Raw genomic sequence first — 23,601 nt, 5'->3', positions numbered from 1 at the left:
CGGCGTCCGGCGCGCTGCTCGGCGATCTCGGCCCGGCGCGTCAGGTCGGCCTTGGCGGCCCGCGCGACCCGTGCTCGGCGAGCGGCCAGGGCGCTGCCGGCCGGCGCCGGATCGTTCGCCGGGTCGGGGCCGAGCACGCGGGTGGTGCCGCCGCCGGGCACGCCGGCGGCCTGCTCGACCCGGTTCTGGCCGCGCCGCTGGACGAACGACGCCAGCGTCCCGGAGGGGGCGCCGTCGACGCGGATGTCGCTGGCGCGGAACTCGATCCGCAGCTCGTCGGGGTCGACGCGGGCGATCGCCCAGCCGTGCTTCGCGCCCTCGACGTAGCGGATGTGCGGGTTGGCCAGCTGGATCACCGGGGTGGCGACCCCGACCAGCGCCTCGGGCAGGCCGGGCGAGGTGACCGATCCGCCCATGTACTCGGTCGCCACCGAGCGGCCGCCGAGCATCAGGTCGTTGGCCATGAACATGTGGACGTCGCCGGTCAGCAGCGCGACGTCGTCGATCCGGTTGTCGGCGATGTGCGACAGCAGCTCGCGGCGCTCGGCCTGGTAGCCGCCCCAGCCGTCGACGTTGATCGGGTCGACGAGCGGCTCACCGGTCGGGTTGAGGCCCAGCGGCGCCAGCAGATCGGGGTTGCCGACCAGCTTCCAGCGCGCCGGGCTGGTCCGCAGCCCCTGCTTCAGCCAGTCCATCTGGCGGCGCCCGAGGATCGTCGTGCCGGGGACGCCGGGGGTCCGGTACTGGCGCTCGTCGAGCATGAACAGCTCAGCGTTGGCGCCGTAGCGCAGCGAGCGGTAGACCCGGAAGCGGTCGCCCGGGACCGCGATCCGCGGCAGCCACTCGAAGCTGGCGCGGTAGCCGGCGTTGCGCTGGGCGATCGACGGGGCGGGGTCGCCGTCGGTGTAGTTGTCGGCGACCTCGTGGTCGTCCCAGGTGTGGACGATCGGGTGCAGCCGGTGCAGCTCGCGCAGCGCCGGGTCGGCCCGGTACAGGCGCAGCTTCGCCCGGTAGCTGGTCAGGTCGGTCGAGGCGAAGTCGACGCCGCCGGCGCCGCGGAGGCTGCCGTAGTCGCCGAACTCGTACTCGTAGGTGTAGTCGCCGAGCTGGGCGTAGACGTCGATCTCGTCGAAGCGGGCGGCGTCGCGGTGGCCGTTGAAGAAGCCGTGCGGGTAGCTCTGGCAGCTGGAGTAGGCGATCGTCACCGGCGTCCGGCTGTCGGCCGGCGGCGCCGTCTTGGTGCGCCCGACCGGCGAGACGTCGTCGGCCGACTGCCACGCATACCAGTAGCGCGTCGACGGCTTCAGGCCGCCGACCCGAACCTTCAGCGTGTGATCGACCCCGCTCGAGGTCGGCACGATCGCCGTCGCGACCGTGTTCCGCAGGCCGGCATCGCTGGCGACCACCAAGCGCGCGGCACTGCGCGGACGCGACGTCGACAGCCGCCCCCAGAAGGTGACGGCGTTCGGTCCCGGCTCACCCGACGCGACGCCATCCAGGAACCGCCCCCGGCCGACCCCGCGCGTGGCCGGCAGCAGCCGCGCATGCGCCGGCGTCGTCAGCGCCAGCCCCGCGGCCAGGGCGCCGCCGGCAACGACCAGCTCACGGCGCGTGGTGATGATGCGTGATCGAGGCAACGGCGAGTCCGGGTCGGGTGCGGGGCGGTCGCGGCGGGGAGCGGACGACGGCGGCGGGCGCCCTGCCGGTGACCCGGCGACGACGCCCGAAGCGGACAGTCTTGTGGCGCGCAGCCACCCGTTGGTGAACATTTCGTTGCGTTCTGTACTGCCAGATCGTCCGTGCCGGCACCGGACAACCGTCCAGATCGTCGCCAGGCGGCGCCCACGGACCCCGTCCGCCCCCTAGGGTTCGCCGCCGTGTCCGAGCAGCCCGACGATCGAACGGCGACGCCCGGCGGCCGCTGGGCCGGCGGCCCGCGACGGCTGCTCGCGCTGCTGGTGATCGCCGTCGTCGCGGTCGGCCTGGTCGTCGCCAACCTCGTCACGCGCGGGGACGACTCCTCCCAGCCGATCGCCCGCGGCGACGCCCAGCGGATCACCGGCGAGCCCCTCGAGTACCTGGCGCTCGGCGACTCGCTCAGCCGCGGCGTCCAGCCCGGCGGCGCCGGCAACCAGGTCACCGACGAGGGCTACCCGCGGCAGCTGGCCGCGCGGCTGCGGTCCCGTCAGCGGGTCGCGCTGATCGAGGCCGGCTGCGGCGCCGCGACCACCAGCTCGATGATCGACGGCGGCCGCTGCGCTCCCGACGCCCCGGTGCCGTACCTGAACCAGGGCCGCTCGACCAGCCAGCTGACCTGGGCGATCCGCCATGTCCGCGACCGGACCGACCGGCCGACGCTGGTGACGCTCGACATCGGCGGCAACGACCTGCAGCGCTGCGTCAGCCCCGACGTCGCCCGCCTGCGCCGCTGCCTGACCGCGCTGCGGCCGGCGATCGAGCGCCGCTGGCGGCGGATCGCCCGCGGGCTGTCGGCCGTCGCCGGACCGCAGACGGTGCTCGCCGTCTCGACCACCTACGACCCGTTCGTCGCGCTCGTCCGGACCGGGACCGCCGTGCGGCCGGCGGTGCGCGCGATGCACCGCTTCGTGACCGGCACGCTGAACCCGCGGATGGCTCGGATCTTCCGCCGCGAGGGCTGGCTGATCGCCGACCTCGCCCGCGCGATGCGCGCCGGCGACCGTCTCGGCGGGCCGTCGTCGCGGCCGGTGCGGGCGATCTGCGACCTGACCTGGATGTGCGCCAGGGCGGACATCCACCTGAACGCCGACGGCTACGCGCTGGCGGCTCGCAGCTTCGACCGCGCCACCCGTCGCTCGCTGGCCGCGCTCGACGTGCGCTGACGCCAGATCGTTCCGCACCAGATCGTCTGGAGGGCGACCGATCGTCGCTACGATCGCCCCGATGGCCTCCTCCGCCCCCACGCCGGCCGCCGCGATCCAGCCGCTGAACGACGACCTCTGCTGGCTGCTGTCGCGGGCCAGCCACGCGCTGACGACGGAGCTGATGGCCGCGCTCCAGGAGATCGGCCTCTCGCCCCGCAGCCACCCGGTGCTGGTCGCCGCGGGCGCCGGCGAGCACACCCAGATCGAGCTGGCCCGGATGGTCGGCCTCGACAAGACGACGATGGTCGTGACGCTCGACGAGCTCGAGGCCGCCGGCCTGGCCGAGCGACGGCCCTCGCCGCGTGACCGGCGGGCGCGAGTGATCGCCGTGACCGACGCCGGCCGCTCCAGGCTCGCGCAGGCGGAGACGATCCTCGCGCGGATCCGCGAGGACGTCCTCGGCGCCCTCCCCGCCGGCGACCGCCAGCCGTTCGTCGACGCCCTCGTGCGGCTGGTCGGCGGGCGGCTGTCGGAGCCGGTCGCGACCCCGTCGCCGGTCCGCCGCCGGCTGCCACGCGGCTGACGCCGCCGCTAGATCGCCTCGAAGTAGCGGCGCTTCTCCCAGTCGGTGACGCTCTGGTTGAACGACCGGCACTCGTGCTGCGCCAGCGTCCCGTAGTGCGCCCGCACGTCGTCGCCGAACGCCTCGCCGACGAAGCCGCTGGCCAGCCAGCGGTCGGTCGCCAGATCGAGCGTCTCGGGCAGCGGCGCGACGTCGCGCTCGTAGCCGTTGCCGCGGGTCGGCGGGCCGGGGTCGACCGCCCGCTGGATGCCGTCGCGGACCGAGGCCAGGACCGCCGCCAGCGCCAGGTAGGGGTTGACGTCGGCGCCCGGCACCCGGTACTCGAGCCGGGTCGTGGCCGGCCCTCCCGCCACCACGCGGCAGGTGACCGTGCGGTTGTCGAAGCCCCAGGTCGCCCCGCGGCCGGCGAAGTCCTCGCTGGCGGTCCGGCGGTAGCTGTTGACCGTCGGCGCGTACCAGAGCATCAGCTCGGGAGCCCGCTCCAGGACGCCGCCGACGCCGTGGCGGATCGCGCTGCTGATCCCGTCCGGGTCGTCGCCGTCATGGAAGATCGGCGTGCCCTGCGCGTCGCGAAGCGAGACGTGGACGTGGCACGAGGAGCCGATCCCGCTCTCGGTCTCCGGCCGGGCCATGAACGAGGCCGCCAGGCCGGCCCGACTGCCCATCGTCTTGACCCCGAGCTTGAACAGCGCGTGGGTGTCGGCCATCGCCAGCGGGTCGTCGTGGGTCAGGTTCATCTCCCACTGGCTCTAGACCAATTGCAACTCTTTCACTTTGAGCCGTTCTCGAGGCCGGCTCAGCGGCCGAGCGAGCGCCCAGCGGATCGCCGGCTCGTGCCGGTGCCGGCCGCGAGTCGACGCGACGAGGCCATGGGCACGCACGATCGCGGCCTCGCCCGGGCACCACGACGAGACGACAATTCACCGGTCCGGCGCGGTGCCGTCCGGTTCACCGCGGCCCGGACCGCTCAGGCGGTCGGGCGCGAGCCGGTCGCGCGGACCAGCTCGCGAGCGCCGATGCCCCAGAGGGCGGCGGCGACGACCAGGCCGAACGGGATCAGCGCCCACGACCAGAGCTCGATCGCCTGCGGCGAGAGCAGCAGCAGCTCGGACTCCTCGAGCCGCCAGAGGACGAACGAGACCAGCTTCGCGATCAGCGCGATCGGCACCGCGACCGCCAGCAGCAGGCCGAGCAGCGCCGCGACGACGCGGACCGGCTCGCCGCGGGTCAGCCGCCAGGCACGGGCCAGCGACGCCACGGCCCCGCGGTCCTCGTCGAGGGCGATCGCCGGCCAGAGGCTCAGGCGGCAGGCGGCGAAGCCGAGCGCCACCAGGCCGACGACCAGCACCACCGGCGTCAGCTGGAAGCGCACCTGCCCGGCGAGGACGGCGGCCAGCACGACCACGCCGGCGGCCGCGGCCAGCAGCAGGGCCTGCAGCACCAGGATCGCGGCGATCGACGGCCACACCCGCCAGGCCGCCCGCAACGCGGCTCCGGCGCCGCCGCGGCCCCGCGCCGCGTCCTGGGCGGTCGGCCCGGCGCCGACGAGGCCCGCCGCCACCGCCAGCGCGACGGCGACCACCAGCAGCACCGCCAGCGCCACCAGCCGCGCCGCCCCCGCGCCGTCGGGGCGCTCGATCAGGACGCCCGACGCGCCACGCGGGGCGCCCGCGATCAGGCCCTGGAGGGCGGCGCTGCCGCCCTCGCGCAGCACCAGGTCGATCCCGAAGCCGAGCGGGACCAGCGGCAGCAGCAGGACCAGCACCGGCACCAGCGTCGCCAGTGGGGCGCGGCGCAGGCGGCCGAGGCCACCGAGCAGCGGCCGCAGCAGGCTGAAGGCGACGTCGCCCCCGGCGCCGCGGCCCGCGGACGCGCGGGCGGGGCGGGCCCCTTCGGGGCGATCGGCGGTCGAGGCGGACGTGGACACGGAGCGCGCCACGGTAGCGGCCGGCCCACCAGTGGTCCAGCCCGGCGGACGGACGGCCGAGTGGACGCGCGCCGCACGACGTCGACGCGGTCCCCGCGCGCCCCCGGCTGCCGCCCCCCAGGAGGCGACGGCGGGGGCGCGGCGCCCCCACGCCGCGCCCCCCTGCCGCACCGCACACCTTCCCGTCTCCGTCGTGTGCGCCACATCACCCTGGCCATTCGTCGTAGATGAGGCGAGATCGGCGTACGCATTTCCTACGCTCGGTATGTGGCACACGCTTGTGCGCGTTCCGGCTGGTCGTCCGGACGAGCTCGCACCGTGCGCCGATCCCGAGCGCTGCTCGGCCTCCTGGCCACCTTCCTCACGGTCGGTGCCTTGGCCGGTTGCGGCGCCGATGATCCGCGTGCGCTGCAGGTCGTCTCGTTGGGTGACTCCCTTGCGGTGGGAGTCCAGCCGTCCCTGCTCGGATCCGGGACCGAGACCCGCCAGGGGTACCCCCGCCAGTTCGCCCGCCAGCTGCGCGACGGCGGCGAGGACGTCCAGCTGCACGAGCTCGGCTGCGGCGCAGCGACCTCGGCGTCGGTCCTCTCCGGAGGACGCCCCTGCGCCCCCGATCGCGACGCGCCCTACGCCAACCAGGATCCGACGACGTCGCAGGTGGCGTACGCCGAGGGCCTGCTCTCGCGGCTCGGCGACCGCCGCCGCGTGGTCCTCGTCGACATCGGCGGCAACGACGTCGGCGCGTGCTTCAGCGGCGGCCGCGTCCTGCCCGGCTGCTTCGCCAAGGCCGGAGCGGCGCTGCGCAAGAACCTCGACGAGCTGCTCCAGCGGCTCCGCGACGCGGCCCCGAAGGTCCCGATCGGCGTCCTCAACCTCTACGACCCGCTGCTGGGCCTGTGGGACGACCACCCCGAGGCGCGCCCGGTCCTCCAGCGCGAGCACCGCACGTTCCTGCGCGAGATCAACCGAACGATCGCCGACGCCGCGGCCCGGCACGACGCGACGTTGGTCGACCTTGCCGATGGCATGGACCAGAACGTGCCCTTCCGTGCCTCCGACAGCACCCGCCCGCGCGCCGTCGAGGCCGTCTGCCGCCTGACCTGGATGTGCGTCCGCGCCCCGCGCGTGCCGGACATCCACCTGCGCGCCGACGGCTACCGGGCGGCCGCCGATGCGGCCCTCCGCGCGCTCCGCGCCCAGCTTCCCGTCCGCTCGGACCCCTCCCCCCGAAGGTGACATGCGACTGATCTCCGCCATCCTCGATCGAGCTCGCCACCAGGTCGGCCTGCAGCTGCTGCTGTCGGCCCTGGTCTGCCTCGTCGGTCCGGCGATCCTGCTGGCCGCCGTCGGTGCGCTCGAGAGCAGCGTCCTGGGCTGGGCGCTGTACCTGGTCGCCACCGCCTACCTCCTGACCTGCCTGCTGATGCTGGTCGAGGCCAACCTGGCCGTCCGCCGCCGCGCCCGCCCACTGCCGCCGCCGGCCCGCGACGGCTGGGATCCGACCGTGACGCTGCTGGTCGTCGCCTACCTGCCGAACGAGGCGGACATCATCGAGGAGACGCTGCACCACCTCTGCCACGACGTCGAGATGCCCGACGGACGGCTGCAGGTGCTGCTGGCCTACAACACGCCGAACGCGATGCCCGAGGTCGAGGCGCGCCTGCACGAGCTGGCGGCCCGCACGCCGCAGCTGGACGTCCTGCGCGTCCACGGCAGCACCTCGAAGGGCGAGAACATCATGGGCGCGCTCCCCCACGCCCGCGGCGAAGTGACCGCGATCCTCGACTCCGACCACCACCTGCAGGGCGACGCCGCCCAGCTGGCGCTGCGCTGGATCGACGCCGGCTACGACGTCGTCCAGGGCCGCTGCGTGATCCGCAACAGCGACCGCAACCTGCTGACCCGGATCGTCGCCGCCGAGTTCGAGGTGATCTACGGGATCGCCCACACCGGCCGCTCGCTGCTGACCGACACGGCGATCTTCGGCGGCGCCAACGGCTGGTGGCGGACCGACGTCCTGCGCCAGCTCGGCGTCGACCACCGGATGCTGACCGAGGACATCGACGTCTCGATGCGCGCGCTGCTGTCCGGCCGCCGGATCGTGCACGAGCGCCAGGTGATCTCGACCGAGCTGGCCCCGACGACCTTCGCCGCCTGGTGGAGGCAGCGCACGCGCTGGGCCCAGGGCTGGTTCCAGGTGACCCTGCGCCACACGCCCGACGTCAAGGCGTCGCGCGTGATGAGCCCGTGGGTGCGCTTCTACTGGCTGGTGATGCTGGTCTGGCGCGAGATGTTCCCGGTGATCTCGCTCCAGGTCTTCACCGTCCTGATCGCCCAGGCGATCATCGGCCTGCCCTTCCACGGCATCCGCGACCCGTTCCTGATCGGGACGACGCTGGTGACCGTCCTCAGCGGCGCCGTGCTCGGCGCCGCCGCATGGCACGTCGGCAGCGCCCGCGGGCGCCAGGACCTGGGCCTGCGCTGGTTCATCGCCTACTGCCTGCTGTCGGTCCCCTACACCGTGCTGCGCAACACCGTCGCCCAGGCGGCGATGGTCCGCGAGATCGTCGGCGACCGCCGCTGGATGGTCACGCGCCGGGATCCGCAGACCCCGCGCGACGGCCGCCGCCGGCGCCAGCAGCCGACCCGCCCGCCCGTCGCCCGGCCGCAGGTCAGCCGCGCCCAGGCCGCCGCTCCGGCGACCGTCAAGACCTCGACTCCCACCGCCGAGACCGCATGACCCTCCCGTCCCCGCACCGCGCCGTCCTCGTGACCGCCGCGGCCACCGCCCTCGCCCTGCCCTCGATCGGACAGGCCGCCTCGACGACCACGCCGCTGGCCGGGCCCAAGGACCCGCCACTCGAGCTGCAGGGCGGCTACGACCAGTTCACCGGCGGGATCCCGGTCCCGAACCGCTGGACCAGCGTCGCCGGCACCGTGCGGCTGCGCTGGAACGCGTCGCCGCAGCTGGCCGACGGCTCGGCGATGCAGGTCCGCGTCGGCGAGCAGATCGTCGGCACGATCAGCCTCCGGCCCGGCGCCGGCAGCGCGACGCTGCCGGTCCCGCGGCAGGCGCTGCGCGGCGACAACCGCGTGGTGCCGATCGCGATCCAGGCCCGGATCCGGCTGAAGAACGACGTCTGCCCGGCAACTGACGATCCGGCGGCGTGGCTCCAGTTCTCCCGCAGCTCGGCCCTGACGGTCGACGGGCAGGCCGCCGTCGCCGCGCCGCAGCTGAAGGACCTCCCGCGGGCGCTGCTGACCGGCGTCGGGCGCAAGCGCTCGCGGCTGCTGGTCCGCTTCGAGAGCGCGCCGACCGCCGCGTCGGTCCGCGCGGCCGCGCTGGCCGCCGGCGAGATCGACGCGCTGGCCGGCGACCAGGGGCTGCAGATCCGCGTCGGCCTGCCCGGCTCGCCCACCCGCCGTGCCGACGGCGAGGCGGCGATCGTCGTCCGCGGCGGCTCCGGTCCGGCGACGATCCGGACCACGCTGCTCGGCGGCACCCCGGCGATCGAGCTGTCCGGCAGCGACGAGCAGCTGCTGCGGGCCGCCGGCGCGCTGCGGCCGTCGGTCGCGCGGCGCCTGACCGGCGTGATCGCCCGCGGCGCCCAGCTGCCGGCGGTCAAGGCGACCCGCAGCAGCTTCCCCCGCCGCGTGCGCCTGCCGACCGGCTCGACCTCGGGCGTCGGCGAGGGCCAGATCAGCCTCGACTTCCGGGTCCCCGAGTACCTGGAGGCGCTGCGCGGCTCGCGTCTGCGCCTGGCCGGGACCTACGACGCCCCGGCCGGCGGCCGCGCGGTGATCGGCATCAACGGCCGCGACATCGACAGCCAGACGCTCCAGGCGAAGGGTCAGAGCCGCTTCTTCGTCGAGGAGGAGCTGGCTCCGCGCGGGCCGTCGCTCTACCGCGCCGACCTCCGCGCCGGCCGCAACACCGTCACCGTCTCGACCCGCCTGACCCGGCCCCGCGACCTGCGCTGCCAGCCGTCCGACAGCGGCGGCGGCGTCGAGGTCTCGGAGTTCGGCTCGGTCACCCTGCTGACGCGGCCGCGGCCGCTGCAGGCGACGATCAGCGCGTTCCCGTTCCCGCTCAGCCGCAAGGTCGGCTGGCAGGGCTCGACCGTCCAGCTGCCGCCGAAGCCGACCGAGGCCGAGCTGGCCGCGGTCCTCGGCACGCTGGCCGAGGCCCGGCGCGTGACCGGGGAGCTGGCGCTGCCGCAGATCGCGTTCGGGACCGGGGTGCCGCGCGGCACCGCGCTGGTCCTCGCCCGCCCCGGCCAGGTGCCGGCCGAGCTGGTCCGCGACGTTCCCGGTCCGAAGGACGCGGGCGTCCTCTCGGCCAGCAAGGACGGCAGCGCGGTCCGGATCCTCGCGATCGGCCCGAAGGCGCTGCGACCGCTCGCCAACGGCTACTTCATCGGCAAGGTCCAGGGCCGCACCGTCGAGTCGCTGAACGCCGACCGGGCGGCGATCCGCGTCGGCGACAAGGAGCTCGTGACCGGGATCCAGCGGGGCCCGGTGCCGTGGCGCTGGCCGCTGCTGGTGATCGGCCTGGCGATCCTGGCCTTCGCGGTCGTCGCGCTGCGGCGGACGCTGGTGCGCCTGCGCCGCCGGACCGCCAGCGCCCCGACCATGCCGACCGAGAAGGCCGACGAGCAGGGCGGGGATGGCGAGCGCCGCGACAGCTGACGCCGCGCCGCCGTCGGGCACGGCGAGCGCGGAGCGGGCGGCGGCCGCGGCGAAGGCCGCCGCCGCCAAGCGCAGGGCCGGGCGCCTGCAGGAGCTGGACGCCCTGCGGGCGCTGATGTTCCTGGTCGTCGTCTTCCACGCCCTGCAGGCATCGCGTGGCGACGTCAGCCTGAACGCGATCCGGACCTTCTCGGTCCCCGGCATCGTGCTGGGCAACATCGACGTCCTGCTGCCGACGTTCTTCCTGCTGTCGGGGTTCGCGCTCTATTACCAGTTCCTCGGCGCGATCATGCTCGGCCGGCCGCTGCCGCGCGGCGCGAGCTTCCTGTTCAAGCGCGCGATCCGCCTGATCCCGGTCTACGCGATCGTCTTCCTGGTCGTCTGGTTCTGGCGCTTCGGCGGCGGCTCGGCCCAGTGGATGGACCTGCTCTGGGGCATGTCGCTGATGCAGAGCTGGTCGACCGACCACATCTTCCGGACGATCGACCCGGGCTGGTACCTGAGCGTCGAGTGGCAGTTCGCCGTCGTCACGGCGATCGCGATCCTGCCGTGGCTGCGGATGGTCGCCCGCTGGCCGATGCGCAGCCGCCTGGCCGGCGCGCTGGTGCCGCCGCTGATCCTGATCGCGACCACGATCTGGTGGAAGAAGTCGCTAGCCTCCCACCGTGTCCCGGGCGATCACTGGGGCAGCTGGTTCGCCCCGCCGTCGTGGGCGCTGCTCTACGGCGTCGGGATGATCCTCGGGATGGTCCTGATCCTGCGCCCGCCCCACCGTTGGCGGCTGCCGAAGCCGCTGCCGATGGTGCTCTTCCTCGCCGGCAGCTCGTGGCTGCTGTGGCTGGAGGGGATGCGCGGCGTGTCCCGCTTCACCACCCAGTGGTACTTCGAGCTGGGGCTGCTCGGGTCGCTCTGCTGGATCTTCGCGACGATCACCGCCGACCCCGAGGGGCTCGTCCGGCGGACGATGCGCAGGCCGTTCGTGCAGCTGTTGGCGGCCGCCTCGTTCAGCACCTACCTGGTCCACGCACCGGTCCTGCGATCGCTCAACGCCCGCGACATCCTGCCGCTGAACGCCCCGGAGATCTGGCCCTACTCGACGGCGGCGATCATGATCATCTCGCTGACGCTGGGCGTGCTCGCGTTCCGCTACGTCGAGATGCCGCTCTCGTCGCTGGACCGGCTGCTGCAGCCGAAGCTCGACCACGAGACGAAGGTCACGAAGACCTTCGCGGCGAGCCTCGCCGCCGGCACCCGGCTGCCCGACGTCACGGTCGGCGACGGCGACGGCCGGCCGGTCCCGCTGCCGACGCTGGCCGACCGGCGGCCGCTGCTCCTGCTGCTGCACCCCGCCGATCCGGTGCCCCGCGGCGAGCCGGCGCTGCACGGCACCCGCGGCGCGCTGCGGGCGCTCGACGGGATCCGCGTCGCCGCGGCCGGCCTCGGCGTCGACCTGGCGACGCTGTCGCCGCGGGTGCCGCTCGCGGTCGAGTCGGGCCGCCCGCCGCACCCGCCCGAGGTCCACGACGAGGACGCCGGCCCGATCGCGCGGTTCCAGGACCCGAAGGCGGCCGCCGCCCGCGCGCTCGGCGCGCTGGTCGTGCGGACCGCCGCCGGCGACCAGCAGCCGGAGATCGTCCTGCTCGCGGTCGCCCGCGGCGGCGAGATCGTCGAGGTGGTCCGCGACGACGATCCGCACCGGATGATGCGCCGCGGGCTGGAGCGGCTGACCCCCGGCCCGGGACACGCTCCGGCGGCGGCCCCCGTGCCGGCGGCCACCTGATCCGCTCCGCCCCGCAGGCCGCGCGGCCTGCCAGGATCGGGGCGTGACCCCGCTCGTGATCGAGACCCCGCACGGCCCGGCCCACGCCCACCCGCACCTGGTCGACGAGCCGCGGGCGGGGCTGGTGCTCGGGCACGGCGCGGGCGGCGGGATCGGCGCGGGCGACCTGGTGCGCGTCAGCGAGACGGCGCAGGAGCAGGGCGTCTCGGTCGTCCTGGTCGAGCAGCCCTACCGGGTCGCCGGCCGCCGGGCCCCGGCCCCGGCCCACCAGCTCGATGCGGCCTGGGTCGCGGTGATCGCCCGGCTGCGGGAGCACGAGCTGGCCGGCCTGCCGTTGGTCGTCGGAGGCCGCTCGTCGGTCGCGCGCGTGGCCTGCCGGACCGCCGCCGCGACGGGCGCGGTCGGCGTCGTCTGCCTGGCGTTCCCGCTGCTGCCGCCCGGGCGCAAGCGGACGCCGGTCAGCCGGTTGCCGGAGCTCGACGCGGTGCCGGTGCCGACGCTCGTCGTGCAGGGCCTTCGCGACCCGTTCGGGATGCCGCCGGAGGGCCCTGGCCGGACGATCGCGACGGTCGCCGGCGACCACAGCCTGCGCTCTGAGCACGCGACGATCGCCGCCGCCTTCCGCGACTGGCTGGCGACGGTCGTACCCGGCGGCCCGGCGCGCGGCTGACGCGCGCCCGCGCTCAGGACGGCGTCGTGTCCTCGCCGGCCGGCGGCTCCATCGTGGTGCCCTCGCGCAGGGCCCGCAGCGCCGCCTTGCGCTGCTCCTTGCTCGTGCGGTCGAGCATCAGGATCCCGTCGAGGTGGTCGATCTCGTGCTGGAGCCGGCGGGCCAGCGGGCCGCGGGCGTCGATCGCCACCTCGCGGCTGCTCAGGTCCAGGCCGCGGACCCGGACGGCGCTCGGCCGCTCGACGTCGACCCAGACCCCGTCGAGCGACAGGCAGCCCTCGCCGGCGACGTCGGTCTCGTCCGAGGCCCACTCGACGACCGGGTTGACCAGCGTCGCCGCCGCCCCGTCGGAGTGCTCGCCCTCGCGGTAGACGAAGTAGCGGCGCATGATCCCGACCTGGGTCGCGGCCAGCCCGGCTCCCAGCGCGGCGTCCATGATCTCGATCATCCGCCGGGCCTCGCCGACCAGCTCGGCGTCGATCTCGTCGACCGCCCGCGCCACCGCGCGCAGGGCCGGATCGCCCCACTGGCGGACCTGCTGCAGTGCCTGCCGGCGGCGTTCGAGGACCTCGGGCGTGATCTCGGTCGGGCGGGCCATCGGCGCACGGTAGCCGATGGCGGTGGCGGCGCGACCGCCGCGAGACCGGCCGCCGCCGGGCTCAGCCCAGCGTCGGCACGGCGTCGGGCGCGGTCGGCCGGACCAGGCCGCGCTCGTGCAGGACCTTCGCCAGCTGGATCGTGTTGGTCGCCGCGCCCTTGCGCAGGTTGTCGCCGACCACGAACAGGTCGAGCGCGCGGTCGTTGCCGGGGTCGCGGCGGATCCGGCCGACCAGCACCTCGGGCCGCCCGTCGGCGTCGATCGCCAGCGGGTAGACGCCGCCGGCCGGGTCGTCGCGGACCAGCACCCCGGGAGCGGCCTCGAGCAGCTCGCGGGCCCGCTCCGGGCTCAGCGGCTCGCGGGTCTCGACGTTGGCGGTCTCGCTGTGGCCGTTGATCACCGGCACGCGCACGCAGGTGGCCGAGACGCGGATCGTCTGGTCGCCGAGGATCTTGCGCGTCTCGTTGATCAGCTTGTGCTCCTCGTCGGTGTGGTCGTCGACGAAGCTGCCGGCGTGCGGCAGGACGTTGAAGGCGATCTGGTGGGCGTAGGAGCGCGGCGCGGGGACCGGGGTGCCGTCGAGCACCGCCCGCGACTCCTCGAGCAGCTCGTCGACCGCGACCTTGCCGGTGCCGGAGACGGCCTGGTAGGTCGAGACCACCAGCCGCTCGATCCCGGCCTCCTGCTGCAATGGCCGCAGCGCGACCATCAGCTGCATCGTCGAGCAGTTCGGGTTGGCGACGATCCCCCGGTGCTCGTCGAGCGCCTCGGGGTTGACCTCGCTGACCACCAGCGGGACGTCGTCGTGCATCCGCCAGGCCGAGCTGTTGTCGACCACGACCGCGCCGGCCCTGGCGAACTTCGGCGCCCACTCGCGGCTGGTCGCGCCGCCGGCGGAGAAGACCGCCAGGTCGAAGCCCTGGATCGTCTCGTCGGTCAGCGGCTGGACGGTCAGGCCGCGCAGGGTCCTGCCGGCCGAGCGTGCCGAGGCGAAGGGGACGATCTCGCTGATCGGCAGGCCTTCGCCGGCGGGCGCGACGCCGTCGCGCGCCTCGCGAACGGCCGCCAGCGCGTCGCGGGCGTCGTCGTCGCGCGCCACGCCGAGCTCGTCCAGCAGCACGCCGCCGACTTGGCCGGTGGCCCCGACGACGGCGATCCGGTACCCGTTGCTGGCGCTCATCCACCAAGGGTACGATGCGCCGCACGCCGGCCGCTCTGCCGATCCGGCATGGCCGCCCTGCGCGATCGGTTCGACCCCGACCGGCGTGCCATGCCGATCCGCTATCGGCGCAGACGCCATCGGTTGTCGCGCGGCGTTGCGACGTTCCGGTCGACCAGCGTCCGCAACGTCACAACCGCTCACTCGACCCACCCGCCGCCACCCGTCGCTGTCACGTTCCGGACGATCGGCGTCCGAAACGTCACACCAACCGTCAGCCCGTTGACCGCCACGTCACGACCGCCCACCCGACCCAGCCAAGAAGGAGCCGCCCACCCATCGACGAGCAACAGCCGGTGGCAGCCCACCCACCAGCCACCCCCACCCGCCGACCGGCGCCCCCCGCTACCGCCGGCTCTTGGACCAGGAGTTGATGATCCGCTCGCAGTTCCTCGTCCGCGGCCGCTTGGTGCCGTAGACCACGACGTCCTTGCCGCTGCCGCAGTCGATGACCATCGTCCCGTGGCCGAAGGCCTCGATCTTGTCGTCGCCGGCGTTGCCGCGGATCAGGTTGCGGCCGTTGCCGAGGACGCGGATCGTGTCGTCGCCGAGGCCGCCGGAGATCGTGTTGCTGCCGCGACCACCCTGGATGTAGTCCGACCCGGAGTCGCCCCAGATCGCCTTGTGGCCCTTCTGGCCGCCCATGATCGTGTCGGCGCCCGGCCCTCCGTGCAGCTCGTCGCGCTGCTTGTTGGCGCGCGGGCCGCCGGAGGTGTGGCTGGCGTCGCCGTAGATCTTGTCGCGGCCCTTGCGACCGAAGATCCGGTTGCTGCCGTGGCCGCCGTAGAGGCGGTCGTCGAGGTTGGTGCCCTTGAGGGTGCGGTTCGACCAGACCCGCGCGTAGCGCTTGACGCCGCGGTTGGCGACGTGCGGGGTCGGCTGCCGCAGGACGATCTCGCAGCCGACGATCATGCCCGTCTGCTGCCGCTTGAGGTCGCCGTCGCCGTGGTGCGGGTCGTCGAGCGGATGCAGCACGACGGTGTCGCGACCGGGGCCGCAGTCGACGCGGGTGACCCGGTTCTCGCCGTTGGCGTAGATCAGGTCGTCGCCCTCGCCGCCGATCATCGTGTCCTGACCCTCGTCGTTGGTCAGGGTGTCGTTGCCGGGGCCGCCGTCGACGTAGTCCGGCCCCCCGTTGCCGACGATCGTGTCGTCCCCGGCGTCGCCGTAGATCTTGTCCGGCCCGCCACCGCCGAGCAGCTGGTCGTTGCCGAGGCCGCCCCACAGCTTGTCGTGGCCGTCCTGGCCGAGGACGGTGTCGTTGCCGCCGTCGCCCTTCAGCTTGTCGTCGCCGGTGCCGCCGTCGATCCGGTCGTCGCCCTCGCCGCCGGTGATCTTGTCGTGGCCGCCCTCGCCGAACAGCTTGTCGACCGCCGGACCGCCGATCAGCGTGTCGGAGCCGCCCTCGGCGCGGATCGTCGAGCCGCCCGCCGACGCGCGCAGCGTCTCGGCGGACGGGTTGCCGCGGATCGACTTGCCGATCGCGGTCGCCGTGGTCGCCAGCAGCAGGCAGAGGGCGAGCACGACGGCGGAGGTGGTGCGGTTCACGAGACGCTCGTTTCAGGGGCGATGACGGGATGCCCCGGAGACCTACGAGAGTCCGGGACCCACAGACGACGTCGGCCGGATGATGTCCGATCGGACGTTTGCCGCCTGCATCTGGACGAGTTTCCGAGCGGCTTCGCCCGCCGGCTCAGCGGAACTCGCCGAACGGCTGCTCGGGGCGGATGGTGTCCTCCCCCGTCAGGCCGAAGGCGGAGTGCAGAGCGCGGACGGCCTCGGGGACCCGCTCGCCGCGGACGACGCAGCTGATCTTGATCGGCGAGGTGGCGATCATCTCGATGTTGATGCCCTGCTCGCCGAGCACGGTGAAGACCTTGGCGGCGACGCCGGGATGGGTCTTCATGCCGGCGCCGATGATCGAGACCTTGCCCATCTCGCCGTCGGTCCGGAGGCCGTCGATGCCGAGCTCGGCGACGAGCGGGGCCAGCGCCTCCTCGGCGGAGCGCACGTCGTCGCGCGGGACCGTGAACGACATGTCCGCGCGAGCGCCGTCCTCGACCGGCTCGTTCTGGATGATCATGTCGACGTTGACCCCCGCCTCGGCCAGCGCGGTGGCGATCCGGCCGGCGGCGCCGGGGTGGTCCGGAACGCCGACCAGGGTGACGCGCGCCTCGACGGTCGAGTGCGTGACGGCGGTGATCAGCGGGTTCTCCACGCTCTTCTCCTGGTGCTGTTGGACCTCGGCCTCGGAGACGACCCACGTCCCGTCGCCCTCGTCGAAGCTCGACCGGCAGTGGATGCGGACCCCGTGGTTGCGCGCGTACTCGACGCTGCGCAGCTGCAGCACGCCGGCGCCCGACGCGGACATCTCGAGCATCTCCTCGAACGAGACGGCGTCGAGCTTGCGGGCGTGCGGCTCGATCCGCGGGTCGGACGTGAAGACGCCGGGCACGTCGGTGTAGATCTCGCAGACGTCGGCGCCGACGGCGGCGGCCAGCGCGACCGCCGTCGTGTCGGAGCCGCCGCGGCCGAGGGTCGTGACGTCCTTCGCGGTCGACACGCCCTGGAAGCCGGCGACGAGGACGATCCGGTCCTGGTCGAGCGCCTCGACGATCCGGTCGGCGCGGACGTCGAGGATCCGGGCCTTCGTGTGCGAGGTGTCGGTGACGATCCCCGCCTGCGAGCCGGTCAGCGAGATCGCCTGGTGGCCGAGGTCGTTGATCGCCATCGCCGCCAGCGCGCAGCTGACGCGCTCGCCGGTCGACAGCAGCATGTCCATCTCGCGCGGGGCGGGACGGTCGGAGATCTCGAAGGCGTCGGCGATCAGCCGGTCGGTCTCCTTGCCGCGGGCGGAGAGCACGACGACGACGCGCTGGCCGGCCTCGCGCTTCCTGACGATCCGACGGGCGGCGTTCTTGATCCGCTCGGCGTCGGCGACCGACGTGCCACCGAACTTCATGACGACGGTGTCGCTGCTCATGCGCTCGGCGCACTCTACGGATCGCGTCGCCGAGGCGACGGCTCGCGGCCGGCGGGCCGCCGGTTCGAGCCCGCCGTCAGGCCGCGTGCAGCAGCGGCCGCTCGACCTTCGGCGCCTCGAGCCCGATTCGCCGGGTCAGGGCCCAGAAGTCGGGCAGGTGCGGGGCGACCGCCGGCTTGCCGCTGGTGATCAGGCCGACCGCCAGCTCGCGCCGCGGGTCGGCCCAGCCGAGCACGTTGGTGAAGCCCAGGTGGCCGAAGGCGCTGTCGGTGTCGGGGCCGTACAGGCTCAGCGCCTTGGCGCCGAGCATGTAGCCCGACGCGTGGCGCAGCGGGGCCCCGAGCGAGAGGTCGATCTCGCGGTGGGAGCGCTCGACGATCGCCCGCCGGATCGTCTTCGGCTCCAGGATCCTGACCCCGTCGAGGGTCCCTCCGGCGCGCAGCAGGTCGAAGAACCGCGACAGCTCGTCGGGGGTCGAGACGACGTTGCCGGCCGGGACGATCGACCGCAGGAACCGCGGGTCGTTGCTGATCTCGGTGACGTGATCGAGCGGGACTCCGAGCGCGCGGTCGAGCAGCGTCGAGAGCGGCGGCAGCGGCGGGGGTCCCGTCGGGTAGCCGAGGCCGACCCGCGGCAGGTCCTCCTCGGCGACGCCGTAGGACGTCCAGCGGAAGCCGAGCGGGTCGAGGATCTCCTCGCGCAGCACCTGGCGGATGTCCTTGCCGGTGACGCGGTGGACGATCTCGGCCAGCACGAACCCGCCGGAGACCGCGTGGTAGGCCAGCCGGCTGCCCGGCCGCGTGCGGACCATCGCGTCGGCCAGCTCGTGGAGCAGGAACTCGCGATCGTCGATCCGGTCGAGGTCGAGCGCCTGCTTGCGGATGTTCGGGATCCCCGCGCGGTGCGAGAGGACATGGTCGATGGTGATCCGGTGCTTGCCGCGACCGGCGAACTCGGGCACGTACTCCGCGACCCGGTCCCCGACGTGCAGCGCGCCGCGCTCGTCGAGCAGGTGGACGACGGTCGCGGTGATCGCCTTCGAGGCGCTGAAGATGCAGAACGGCGTCTCCGGCGTGGCCAGCTCGCGCTGCTCCACGGGCACCCGGTCGTCCTTCGGCCCGCCGCCGCGGGCCCAGCCGATCGTGCGGTCCAGGACGACCTGGCCCTCGCGCCGGATGCAGAGCCCGATCGCCGGATGGACGCCGTGGCGGTAGAGCCGCTCGACGTCCCGCCAGATCCGCTCGACGCCGTCGGCGCTCATCCCGACCGCGGCCGGATCCCGCTCGCGCGGGGAGCGGGTGACCAGCGGCGTCAGGTCGTGCGGGACGCGGATCCGTCGCAGCGGGTCGGGCCCGATCGGCGAGCGTGGCAGGCGCCCGAACGGCAGCGGCAGGGTCGGCGGCACGCGGGGAGCCTACGCGCCGCCGCCCGCGTCACGGCTCGAGGCGGATCACGTGCTCGCCGTCGTCGACCCGCACCCGCAGCTGCCGCCCGCCGGCCCACGAGCGGTCGCTGCCCAGCGCCGCCTGGGCCCGCCACGAGCGGACCCGGTCGGGCGCCGGGACCCGGCCGTCGACGGTCAGCCGCCAGGCCCGCCCGAGGATCGGCGGCACGGCGGCGAAGGCCGCGCCTTCCCACAGCTCGACGTCGCCCGCGCCCGACGTGCGGACCTCGAACGCACCGGCCGCGAACCGCTGCTCGAGCAGCCGCGGCTCCGACGCCTGCACCCGCGGGCGGCCGTAGTCCTGGGCGATCTGCGAGTCCCCGCGCAGCGCCCCGGTCGAGCGCAGCACGCCCCAGCCGTAGTCGCGGGACGGGTCCTGCTTCCAGACCCAGACGATCCCGCCGATCGCCAGCCGGTCGAGGTGGCCGAGGGTCTCCTCGCGGTGGGCCTCCCAGGGACCGCTCGAGGCACCCGGAAGCTCGGTCGGCACCAGCGCCGCGCCGTACTTCCCGGCCTCGACCGCCGCCCTGTCGAAGCTGTCGCGCAGCCGCGCGTAGGTGCCCTCCCCGATCCGGCCGTTGTAGACGTCGGTGTAGACGTGCGGGCCGTAGACCAGCTGGTCGTCGTCGCTGAAGCGCGCGGCGGCCCGGTCGTCGTCGGTCCAGGTGCGGGTGGCGTGCGGCTCGAACCAGATCGGGCCGTCGTAGCCGCCGTCGCGCAGGGCCGCGATCGTCCGCCGGTAGAACGGCCACAGGCGCGGGGCCGAGAAGCCGTCGGCGGCCAGCGGATCGGTCCCCCAGGGGTCGACCGGCTCGTTCCACAACTCGATCCCGGCGAACGCCGGACCCAGCTCCTGGCCGGTCGCCGTCACGGCCCGGACCGCGTCCGCGAAGTGCGCCTGGAGCGGCTTGCCCGCGACCTCGCGGTTCTCGAAGAACGCCTTCGCCGCCTGACGCGAGGCCGCCGTCCCGTAGTAGGGATGGCCGCCGCTGCCGGCCGCGGTCGAGGCGCCGCCGGTCAGCGCGGCCCAGGCCGGCGCCCCGTCGCTCTCGTCGCCGGACCGGCCCAGGCCACCGGCGTAGCGATCCTGGTGCATGTCCAGCAGCACGTAGATCCCCTGGTCGGCGAACGTCTGCGCGGCCGTGCGGACCTGGCGCAGGTAGCCGTCGTCGATCTGGCCGGCGGCGGGCGCCACCTTCGACCAGGACACCGCCAGACGCACCACGTTCAGCCCCAGCGCCCGGGCCTGCAGGCCGTCGGCCGGGGCGACGGGCACCGTCTGGCGGGCGCCGCGGTAGTCGACGAGCGCGTTGACGTTGGCCCCCCGCAGCAGCACCCGCCGGCCGTCGGCGGTCTCGAGGACCCGGGCGTCGGCCCGCCCGGCGACCCGCAGCGCGTCGGCGGCCCGCAGCGGGCGCTCCTGGACCGACGGGACCGGCGGTGGCCCGCCGCTCGGCGGGGTGGCCGGCGACGCCAGGCCGAGCAAGCTGAGGATCGCGCTCAGCACGCCGGAGATCAGGTTCATGGAGAGCGCGCCGGGTCGAGCGGTCGAGGCGCTCCGCCAAGGCTAGCGAGCCCGCCGCGCGTCTCGACCGCGATCGCCCGCCTACGGCTGCAGGCGGATGACGTGATCGCCGTCCGGGATCCGCAGGCGCAGCTGCCGGCCGCCGCCCCAGCCGCCGGTCCCGAGCCGCGCCGCGGCCCGCCAGCTGGTCAGGTCGGCCGCCGCCGGCGCCTGGCCGTCGATGGTCACGCGTCCCGCGACGCCGGTCGCCGGCTCGCTGGCCGCGAACGCGGCGCCGTCCCACAGGTCGAGGTTCCCCGCGCCGCGCGTGCTGACGGTCAGGACGCCGTTCTCGTAGCGCTGGTCGACCACCGTCGTGGCGTGCGCGAGCACCCGCGGCCGTCCGTAGTCGCGGGCGATCTGCGAGTCGCCGCGGAGGCTGCCGTCCGCCCTCAGCACGCCCCACCCGTAGTCGGAGCCGGGAGCCTGCTTCCAGACCCAGACCATCCCCCCGATCCCGAGCCGGTCGAGCTGGTCGAGCTCGTACTGGCGGTACGGCTCCCAGCTGCCGCCCGAGGCGCCGGGCAGCTCGGTCGGCACCAGCGCCGCGCCGTACTTGCGGGCCTCGGAGGCCGCGTTGTCGAAGCTCGTGCGCAGCTTGGCGTAGGTCCCCGACCCGAGCCCGCCGTAGACGTCGGTGTAGATGTGGGGCCCGTAGACCAGCTGGCCGTCGTCGCTGAAGCGGGCGGCCGCGCGATCGTCGTCGGTCCAGGTCCGGGCGGTGTGCGGCTCGAACCAGATCGGCCCCGCGTAGCCGCCGCCGCGGAGCGTGCCGATCAGGCGGCGGTAGAGCGGCCAGACCTTCGAGGCGCTGAACGTGTCGGTCGCGTAGGCGTCGGTCGCCCAGGGATCGACCGGCTCGTTCCAGAGCTCGATCCCGGCGAACGCCGGCCCCAGCTGCTGGCCGGCGCGGGTCACCGCCAGCACGGCCTGCGCGTAGTGGTCCTGGAGCGTGCGACCCGCGACCTCGCGGTTCTCGAAGAACGACTTGGCGGCCTGGCGCGACGCGGCCGTCCCGTAGTAGGGGTGGTTGCCGCTGCCGGAGGCGGTCGACGCGCCGTCGGTCAGGGCCGCCCAGGCGGGAGCGCCGTCGCTCTCGTCTCCCGACGGGCCCAGGCCGGCGGCGTAGCGATCCTGGTGCATGTCGAGCAGCACGTAGATCCCCTGGTCGGCGAAGACCTTGGCCGTGTCGCGGATCTCGCCGAGGTAGGCCTGGTCGAGCGTGCCCGGCTGCGGAGCGACCTTCGACCACGAGACGGCCAGCCGGATCACGTTGAAGCCGAGCGCCCGCGCCTGCACCCCGTCGGCCGCGGCGACCTGGACGGTGTCGCGCGCGCCGCCGTGGTCGACCAGGGCGTTGACGTTGGCGCCGCGCAGCAGCACCCGCCGGCCGTCGGCCGTCCGCAGGACCCGGTCCCCGCCGTCCTCCAGGTTCACGGCCAGCGCGTCGGCGCTGGCCAGGGGCCGGACCGCTTGCGGGGGCGGCGTCGTCGGGGCCGGCGTCGTCGGGCCCTGCGGGCTGCCGAGGCCGAAGAGGCTGAGCAGGAACAGGATCAGGGTCCAGAGGGCGTCCATTGCGAACGCCATCGACCACAGCCGGCGCGAGCGGCGATCCGCCACCCATGACTAGACGAACGATCTACCAGTCATGCCACATCGCCAGACGAACGTCGGTAGGGGTTGCGTTGGAGGTGCGGACATGCGTCCGCCATCCCAATCGACGCCGCTCGCGATCGTGCTCGACGACCAAACGCGCGTCAGATCGCGCGGCGCCCGGCGAGCGCGCGGCCGAGCGTCACCTCGTCGGCGTGCTCCAGGTCCGCTCCGACGGGCAGCCCGGAGGCCAGGCGCGTGACGACGACGTCGGGGCTGCGCTGCCGCAGCTCGGCCGAGATGTGCAGCGCGGTCGCCTCGCCCGAGGTGGTCGGGTTGGTGGCCACGACGACCTCGGTGACGGCCGCGCCGGTGTCCGGATCGCCTGCGGCGACCCGCCGGTAGAGCTCCTCCAGGTGCAGGTCGCGGGGCCCGATCCCGTCGACCGGCGAGAGCGCCCCGCCGAGCACGTGGTAGCGGCCGCGGTACTCGTGGGTCCGCTCGACCGGCAGCACGTCGGCCGGCCCCTCGACGACGCAGAGGACGGTCGGATCGCGGCGCGTGTCGGTGCAGATCTCGCACAGCTCGCCCTCGGCGAGGTTGAAGCAGATCCGGCAGTCGCCGATCAGCTCCTTGACCTCGATCAGCGCGTGCGCAAGCGCTCGCGCCTCGTCCTCGGGACGAGAGAGCACGTGGTAGGTCAGCCGCTGCGCGGTGCGCGGGCCGATGCCCGGCAGCCGCGCGAAGGCGGCGGCGAGCCGCTCGATCGGGGCGGGTTGCACGTGAGCAGGGTGTCACCCCGACCGGCGGCGCCGGTCGGGAGCGTGCTCAGTCGCTCAGAGCCCGAGGCCGCCGAGGCCCATCGACCCGAGGTCCATCCCGCCGGTCAGGCCGCCGAGCCGCTTCTCGGCCAGCTCCTGCGACTGCCGGATCGCCTCGTTGATCGCGGCCGTGATGGTGTCCTGCAGCAGCTCGGCGTCCTCGGGATCGATCGCCTCGGGATCGATCGTGATGCCGCGGATCTCGAGACCGCCGGTGATCTTGACGGTGACCATGCCGCCGCCGGCCGTGACCTCGAGCTCCTCCTCCTTCAGCTTCTCCTGCGCTGCAGCCATGTCGGCCTGCATCTTCTGGACCTGCTTCATCATCTGCTGCATGTTCGGCTGACGCATCAGCTGCCCTCTCCGTTGGGGCCGGCGGCGACGGCGCCGCCGGACTCGGTGATCTCTTCGGCCTCGAACTCGCGGACGACCCGGCGGACCAGCTCGTCCTCGGGCAGCGGCTGCTCCTCGGCCAGCTCGACGTCGGCGCGCTCCTCGGCGCTGACCTGGACCCGCAGGCCGTGGAGCTCCTGCACGACCTCGGCGATCAGCTGACGCGCGTCGTCGCGATTCAGCAGCCGCGCGGCGGAGCCCTTGCCGTTCGGCACGCCGAGCACCAGCACGCCGTCGCCGATCTTGACCGTCTGGGCGACCCCGATCGCGGCGCGGACGGCGCCGGGCAGCCGCTCGGCGATCGTCGGCAGCAGCTCGTCGATGTCGGCCGGCGTCGGCCCGCCGGCGATGCCCGGCTGCGGGGCAGGCGGCTGCGGGGTCGGCGTCGGGGCGGGACCCGGCGGGGTCGGCCCGGGCGCCGGTGCCGGCGGCTGTGGATCCGGCGTCGGGGTCGGCGGGGTCGGGTCCGGCGTCGGAGCGGGCGGGAACGGGGC

Annotated in this window: 19 protein-coding genes and 1 pseudogene; 7 read left to right on the top strand and 13 right to left on the bottom strand. The window is 74.5% G+C overall.

Annotated elements, in window-relative coordinates:
• The coding region (locus PAI11_RS13360; RefSeq protein WP_040600223.1) for an alkaline phosphatase D family protein at window positions 1–1,637 on the bottom strand (1,637 nt) is incomplete at its 3' end.
• A 240-nt stretch (window positions 1,638–1,877) separates the two neighbouring features.
• On the opposite strand from PAI11_RS13360, the gene PAI11_RS13355 reads away from it, so the two are divergent.
• Complete coding sequence (locus tag PAI11_RS13355) at window positions 1,878–2,861, top strand: SGNH/GDSL hydrolase family protein (protein ID WP_007575572.1); 984 nt, start codon at window positions 1,878–1,880, stop codon at window positions 2,859–2,861.
• Window positions 2,862–2,922: 61 nt separating this feature from the next.
• The gene (locus tag PAI11_RS13350) at window positions 2,923–3,426 is read left to right on the top strand and encodes a MarR family winged helix-turn-helix transcriptional regulator (RefSeq protein WP_007575570.1); all 504 of its coding nucleotides are present in this window, start codon (window positions 2,923–2,925) and stop codon (window positions 3,424–3,426) included.
• A gap of 8 nt (window positions 3,427–3,434) precedes the next feature.
• Here PAI11_RS13350 and PAI11_RS13345 read toward each other — a convergent pair whose 3' ends face one another.
• Both PAI11_RS13345 and PAI11_RS27265 read right to left on the bottom strand, forming a co-directional pair.
• On the bottom strand, window positions 3,435–4,163 hold the full coding sequence (locus tag PAI11_RS13345) for a type I glutamate--ammonia ligase (RefSeq protein WP_007575568.1): 729 nt from the start codon (window positions 4,161–4,163) through the stop codon (window positions 3,435–3,437).
• 230 nt (window positions 4,164–4,393) lie between these two features.
• Window positions 4,394–5,353: a hypothetical protein gene (locus PAI11_RS27265; protein WP_007575566.1), complete on the bottom strand. Its 960-nt coding sequence runs from the start codon at window positions 5,351–5,353 to the stop codon at window positions 4,394–4,396.
• Window positions 5,354–5,620: 267 nt separating this feature from the next.
• On the opposite strand from PAI11_RS27265, the gene PAI11_RS13335 reads away from it, so the two are divergent.
• Genes PAI11_RS13335 through PAI11_RS13315 form a run of 5 tightly spaced genes read left to right on the top strand, consistent with a single transcriptional unit; the run spans window position 5,621 to window position 12,492 of the window.
• Complete coding sequence (locus PAI11_RS13335; protein ID WP_341871725.1) at window positions 5,621–6,589, top strand: SGNH/GDSL hydrolase family protein; 969 nt, start codon at window positions 5,621–5,623, stop codon at window positions 6,587–6,589.
• A gap of 1 nt (window position 6,590) precedes the next feature.
• Window positions 6,591–8,093, top strand: coding sequence for a glycosyltransferase family 2 protein (locus tag PAI11_RS13330; protein ID WP_007575562.1), 1,503 nt, complete (start codon window positions 6,591–6,593; stop codon window positions 8,091–8,093).
• Entirely contained in the window at window positions 8,090–10,042 is a 1,953-nt protein-coding gene (locus PAI11_RS13325) for a cellulose biosynthesis cyclic di-GMP-binding regulatory protein BcsB (RefSeq protein WP_040600221.1), read from the top strand. The genes PAI11_RS13330 and PAI11_RS13325 overlap by 4 nt, the downstream gene beginning before the upstream one ends.
• Window positions 10,020–11,822, top strand: a complete 1,803-nt coding sequence (locus tag PAI11_RS13320; RefSeq protein ID WP_007575558.1) for an acyltransferase family protein — start codon at window positions 10,020–10,022, stop codon at window positions 11,820–11,822. Before PAI11_RS13325 ends, PAI11_RS13320 begins: the two co-directional genes overlap by 23 nt.
• A gap of 43 nt (window positions 11,823–11,865) precedes the next feature.
• Window positions 11,866–12,492 (top strand): alpha/beta hydrolase family protein, encoded by a 627-nt coding sequence (locus PAI11_RS13315; protein ID WP_007575556.1) that lies wholly within the window; start codon window positions 11,866–11,868, stop codon window positions 12,490–12,492.
• A 13-nt stretch (window positions 12,493–12,505) separates the two neighbouring features.
• On the opposite strand, the gene def is transcribed toward PAI11_RS13315, so the two are convergent.
• The 10 genes and pseudogenes from def to PAI11_RS13265 form a co-directional block, all read right to left on the bottom strand.
• Entirely contained in the window at window positions 12,506–13,090 is a 585-nt protein-coding gene (gene def, locus PAI11_RS13310) for a peptide deformylase (RefSeq protein WP_007575554.1), read from the bottom strand.
• Window positions 13,091–13,151: 61 nt separating this feature from the next.
• Window positions 13,152–14,270, bottom strand: coding sequence for an aspartate-semialdehyde dehydrogenase (locus tag PAI11_RS13305; protein ID WP_007575552.1), 1,119 nt, complete (start codon window positions 14,268–14,270; stop codon window positions 13,152–13,154).
• 384 nt (window positions 14,271–14,654) lie between these two features.
• A complete protein-coding gene (locus tag PAI11_RS13300) occupies window positions 14,655–15,857 on the bottom strand; it encodes a calcium-binding protein (protein WP_007575550.1) in 1,203 nt (400 codons plus the stop codon).
• Window positions 15,858–16,002: 145 nt separating this feature from the next.
• Complete coding sequence (locus PAI11_RS13295; protein WP_007575548.1) at window positions 16,003–17,292, bottom strand: aspartate kinase; 1,290 nt, start codon at window positions 17,290–17,292, stop codon at window positions 16,003–16,005.
• 76 nt (window positions 17,293–17,368) lie between these two features.
• The gene (locus tag PAI11_RS13290; RefSeq protein WP_007575545.1) at window positions 17,369–18,697 is read right to left on the bottom strand and encodes a serine hydrolase domain-containing protein; all 1,329 of its coding nucleotides are present in this window, start codon (window positions 18,695–18,697) and stop codon (window positions 17,369–17,371) included.
• Window positions 18,698–18,725: 28 nt separating this feature from the next.
• Window positions 18,726–20,261 (bottom strand): glycoside hydrolase family 5 protein, encoded by a 1,536-nt coding sequence (locus tag PAI11_RS13285; protein WP_007575543.1) that lies wholly within the window; start codon window positions 20,259–20,261, stop codon window positions 18,726–18,728.
• A gap of 81 nt (window positions 20,262–20,342) precedes the next feature.
• Window positions 20,343–21,887 (bottom strand): glycoside hydrolase family 5 protein, encoded by a 1,545-nt coding sequence (locus PAI11_RS13280; protein WP_244406544.1) that lies wholly within the window; start codon window positions 21,885–21,887, stop codon window positions 20,343–20,345.
• 170 nt (window positions 21,888–22,057) lie between these two features.
• Window positions 22,058–22,675: a recombination mediator RecR gene (gene recR / locus PAI11_RS13275; RefSeq protein ID WP_007575539.1), complete on the bottom strand. Its 618-nt coding sequence runs from the start codon at window positions 22,673–22,675 to the stop codon at window positions 22,058–22,060.
• A 54-nt stretch (window positions 22,676–22,729) separates the two neighbouring features.
• Window positions 22,730–23,065, bottom strand: a complete 336-nt coding sequence (locus PAI11_RS13270) for a YbaB/EbfC family nucleoid-associated protein (RefSeq protein WP_007575537.1) — start codon at window positions 23,063–23,065, stop codon at window positions 22,730–22,732.
• A pseudogene (locus PAI11_RS13265) lies at window positions 23,065–23,601 on the bottom strand (hypothetical protein); the annotation flags it as partial. The gene PAI11_RS13270 and the pseudogene PAI11_RS13265, both read right to left, overlap by 1 nt.

Origin of the sequence: Patulibacter medicamentivorans (assembly GCF_000240225.1) — a bacterium.
Classification (GTDB): domain Bacteria; phylum Actinomycetota; class Thermoleophilia; order Solirubrobacterales; family Solirubrobacteraceae; genus Patulibacter; species Patulibacter medicamentivorans.
The sequence above is the reverse complement of the archived record's forward strand: the minus strand, read 5'-3'. Positions and strand labels throughout refer to the sequence as shown.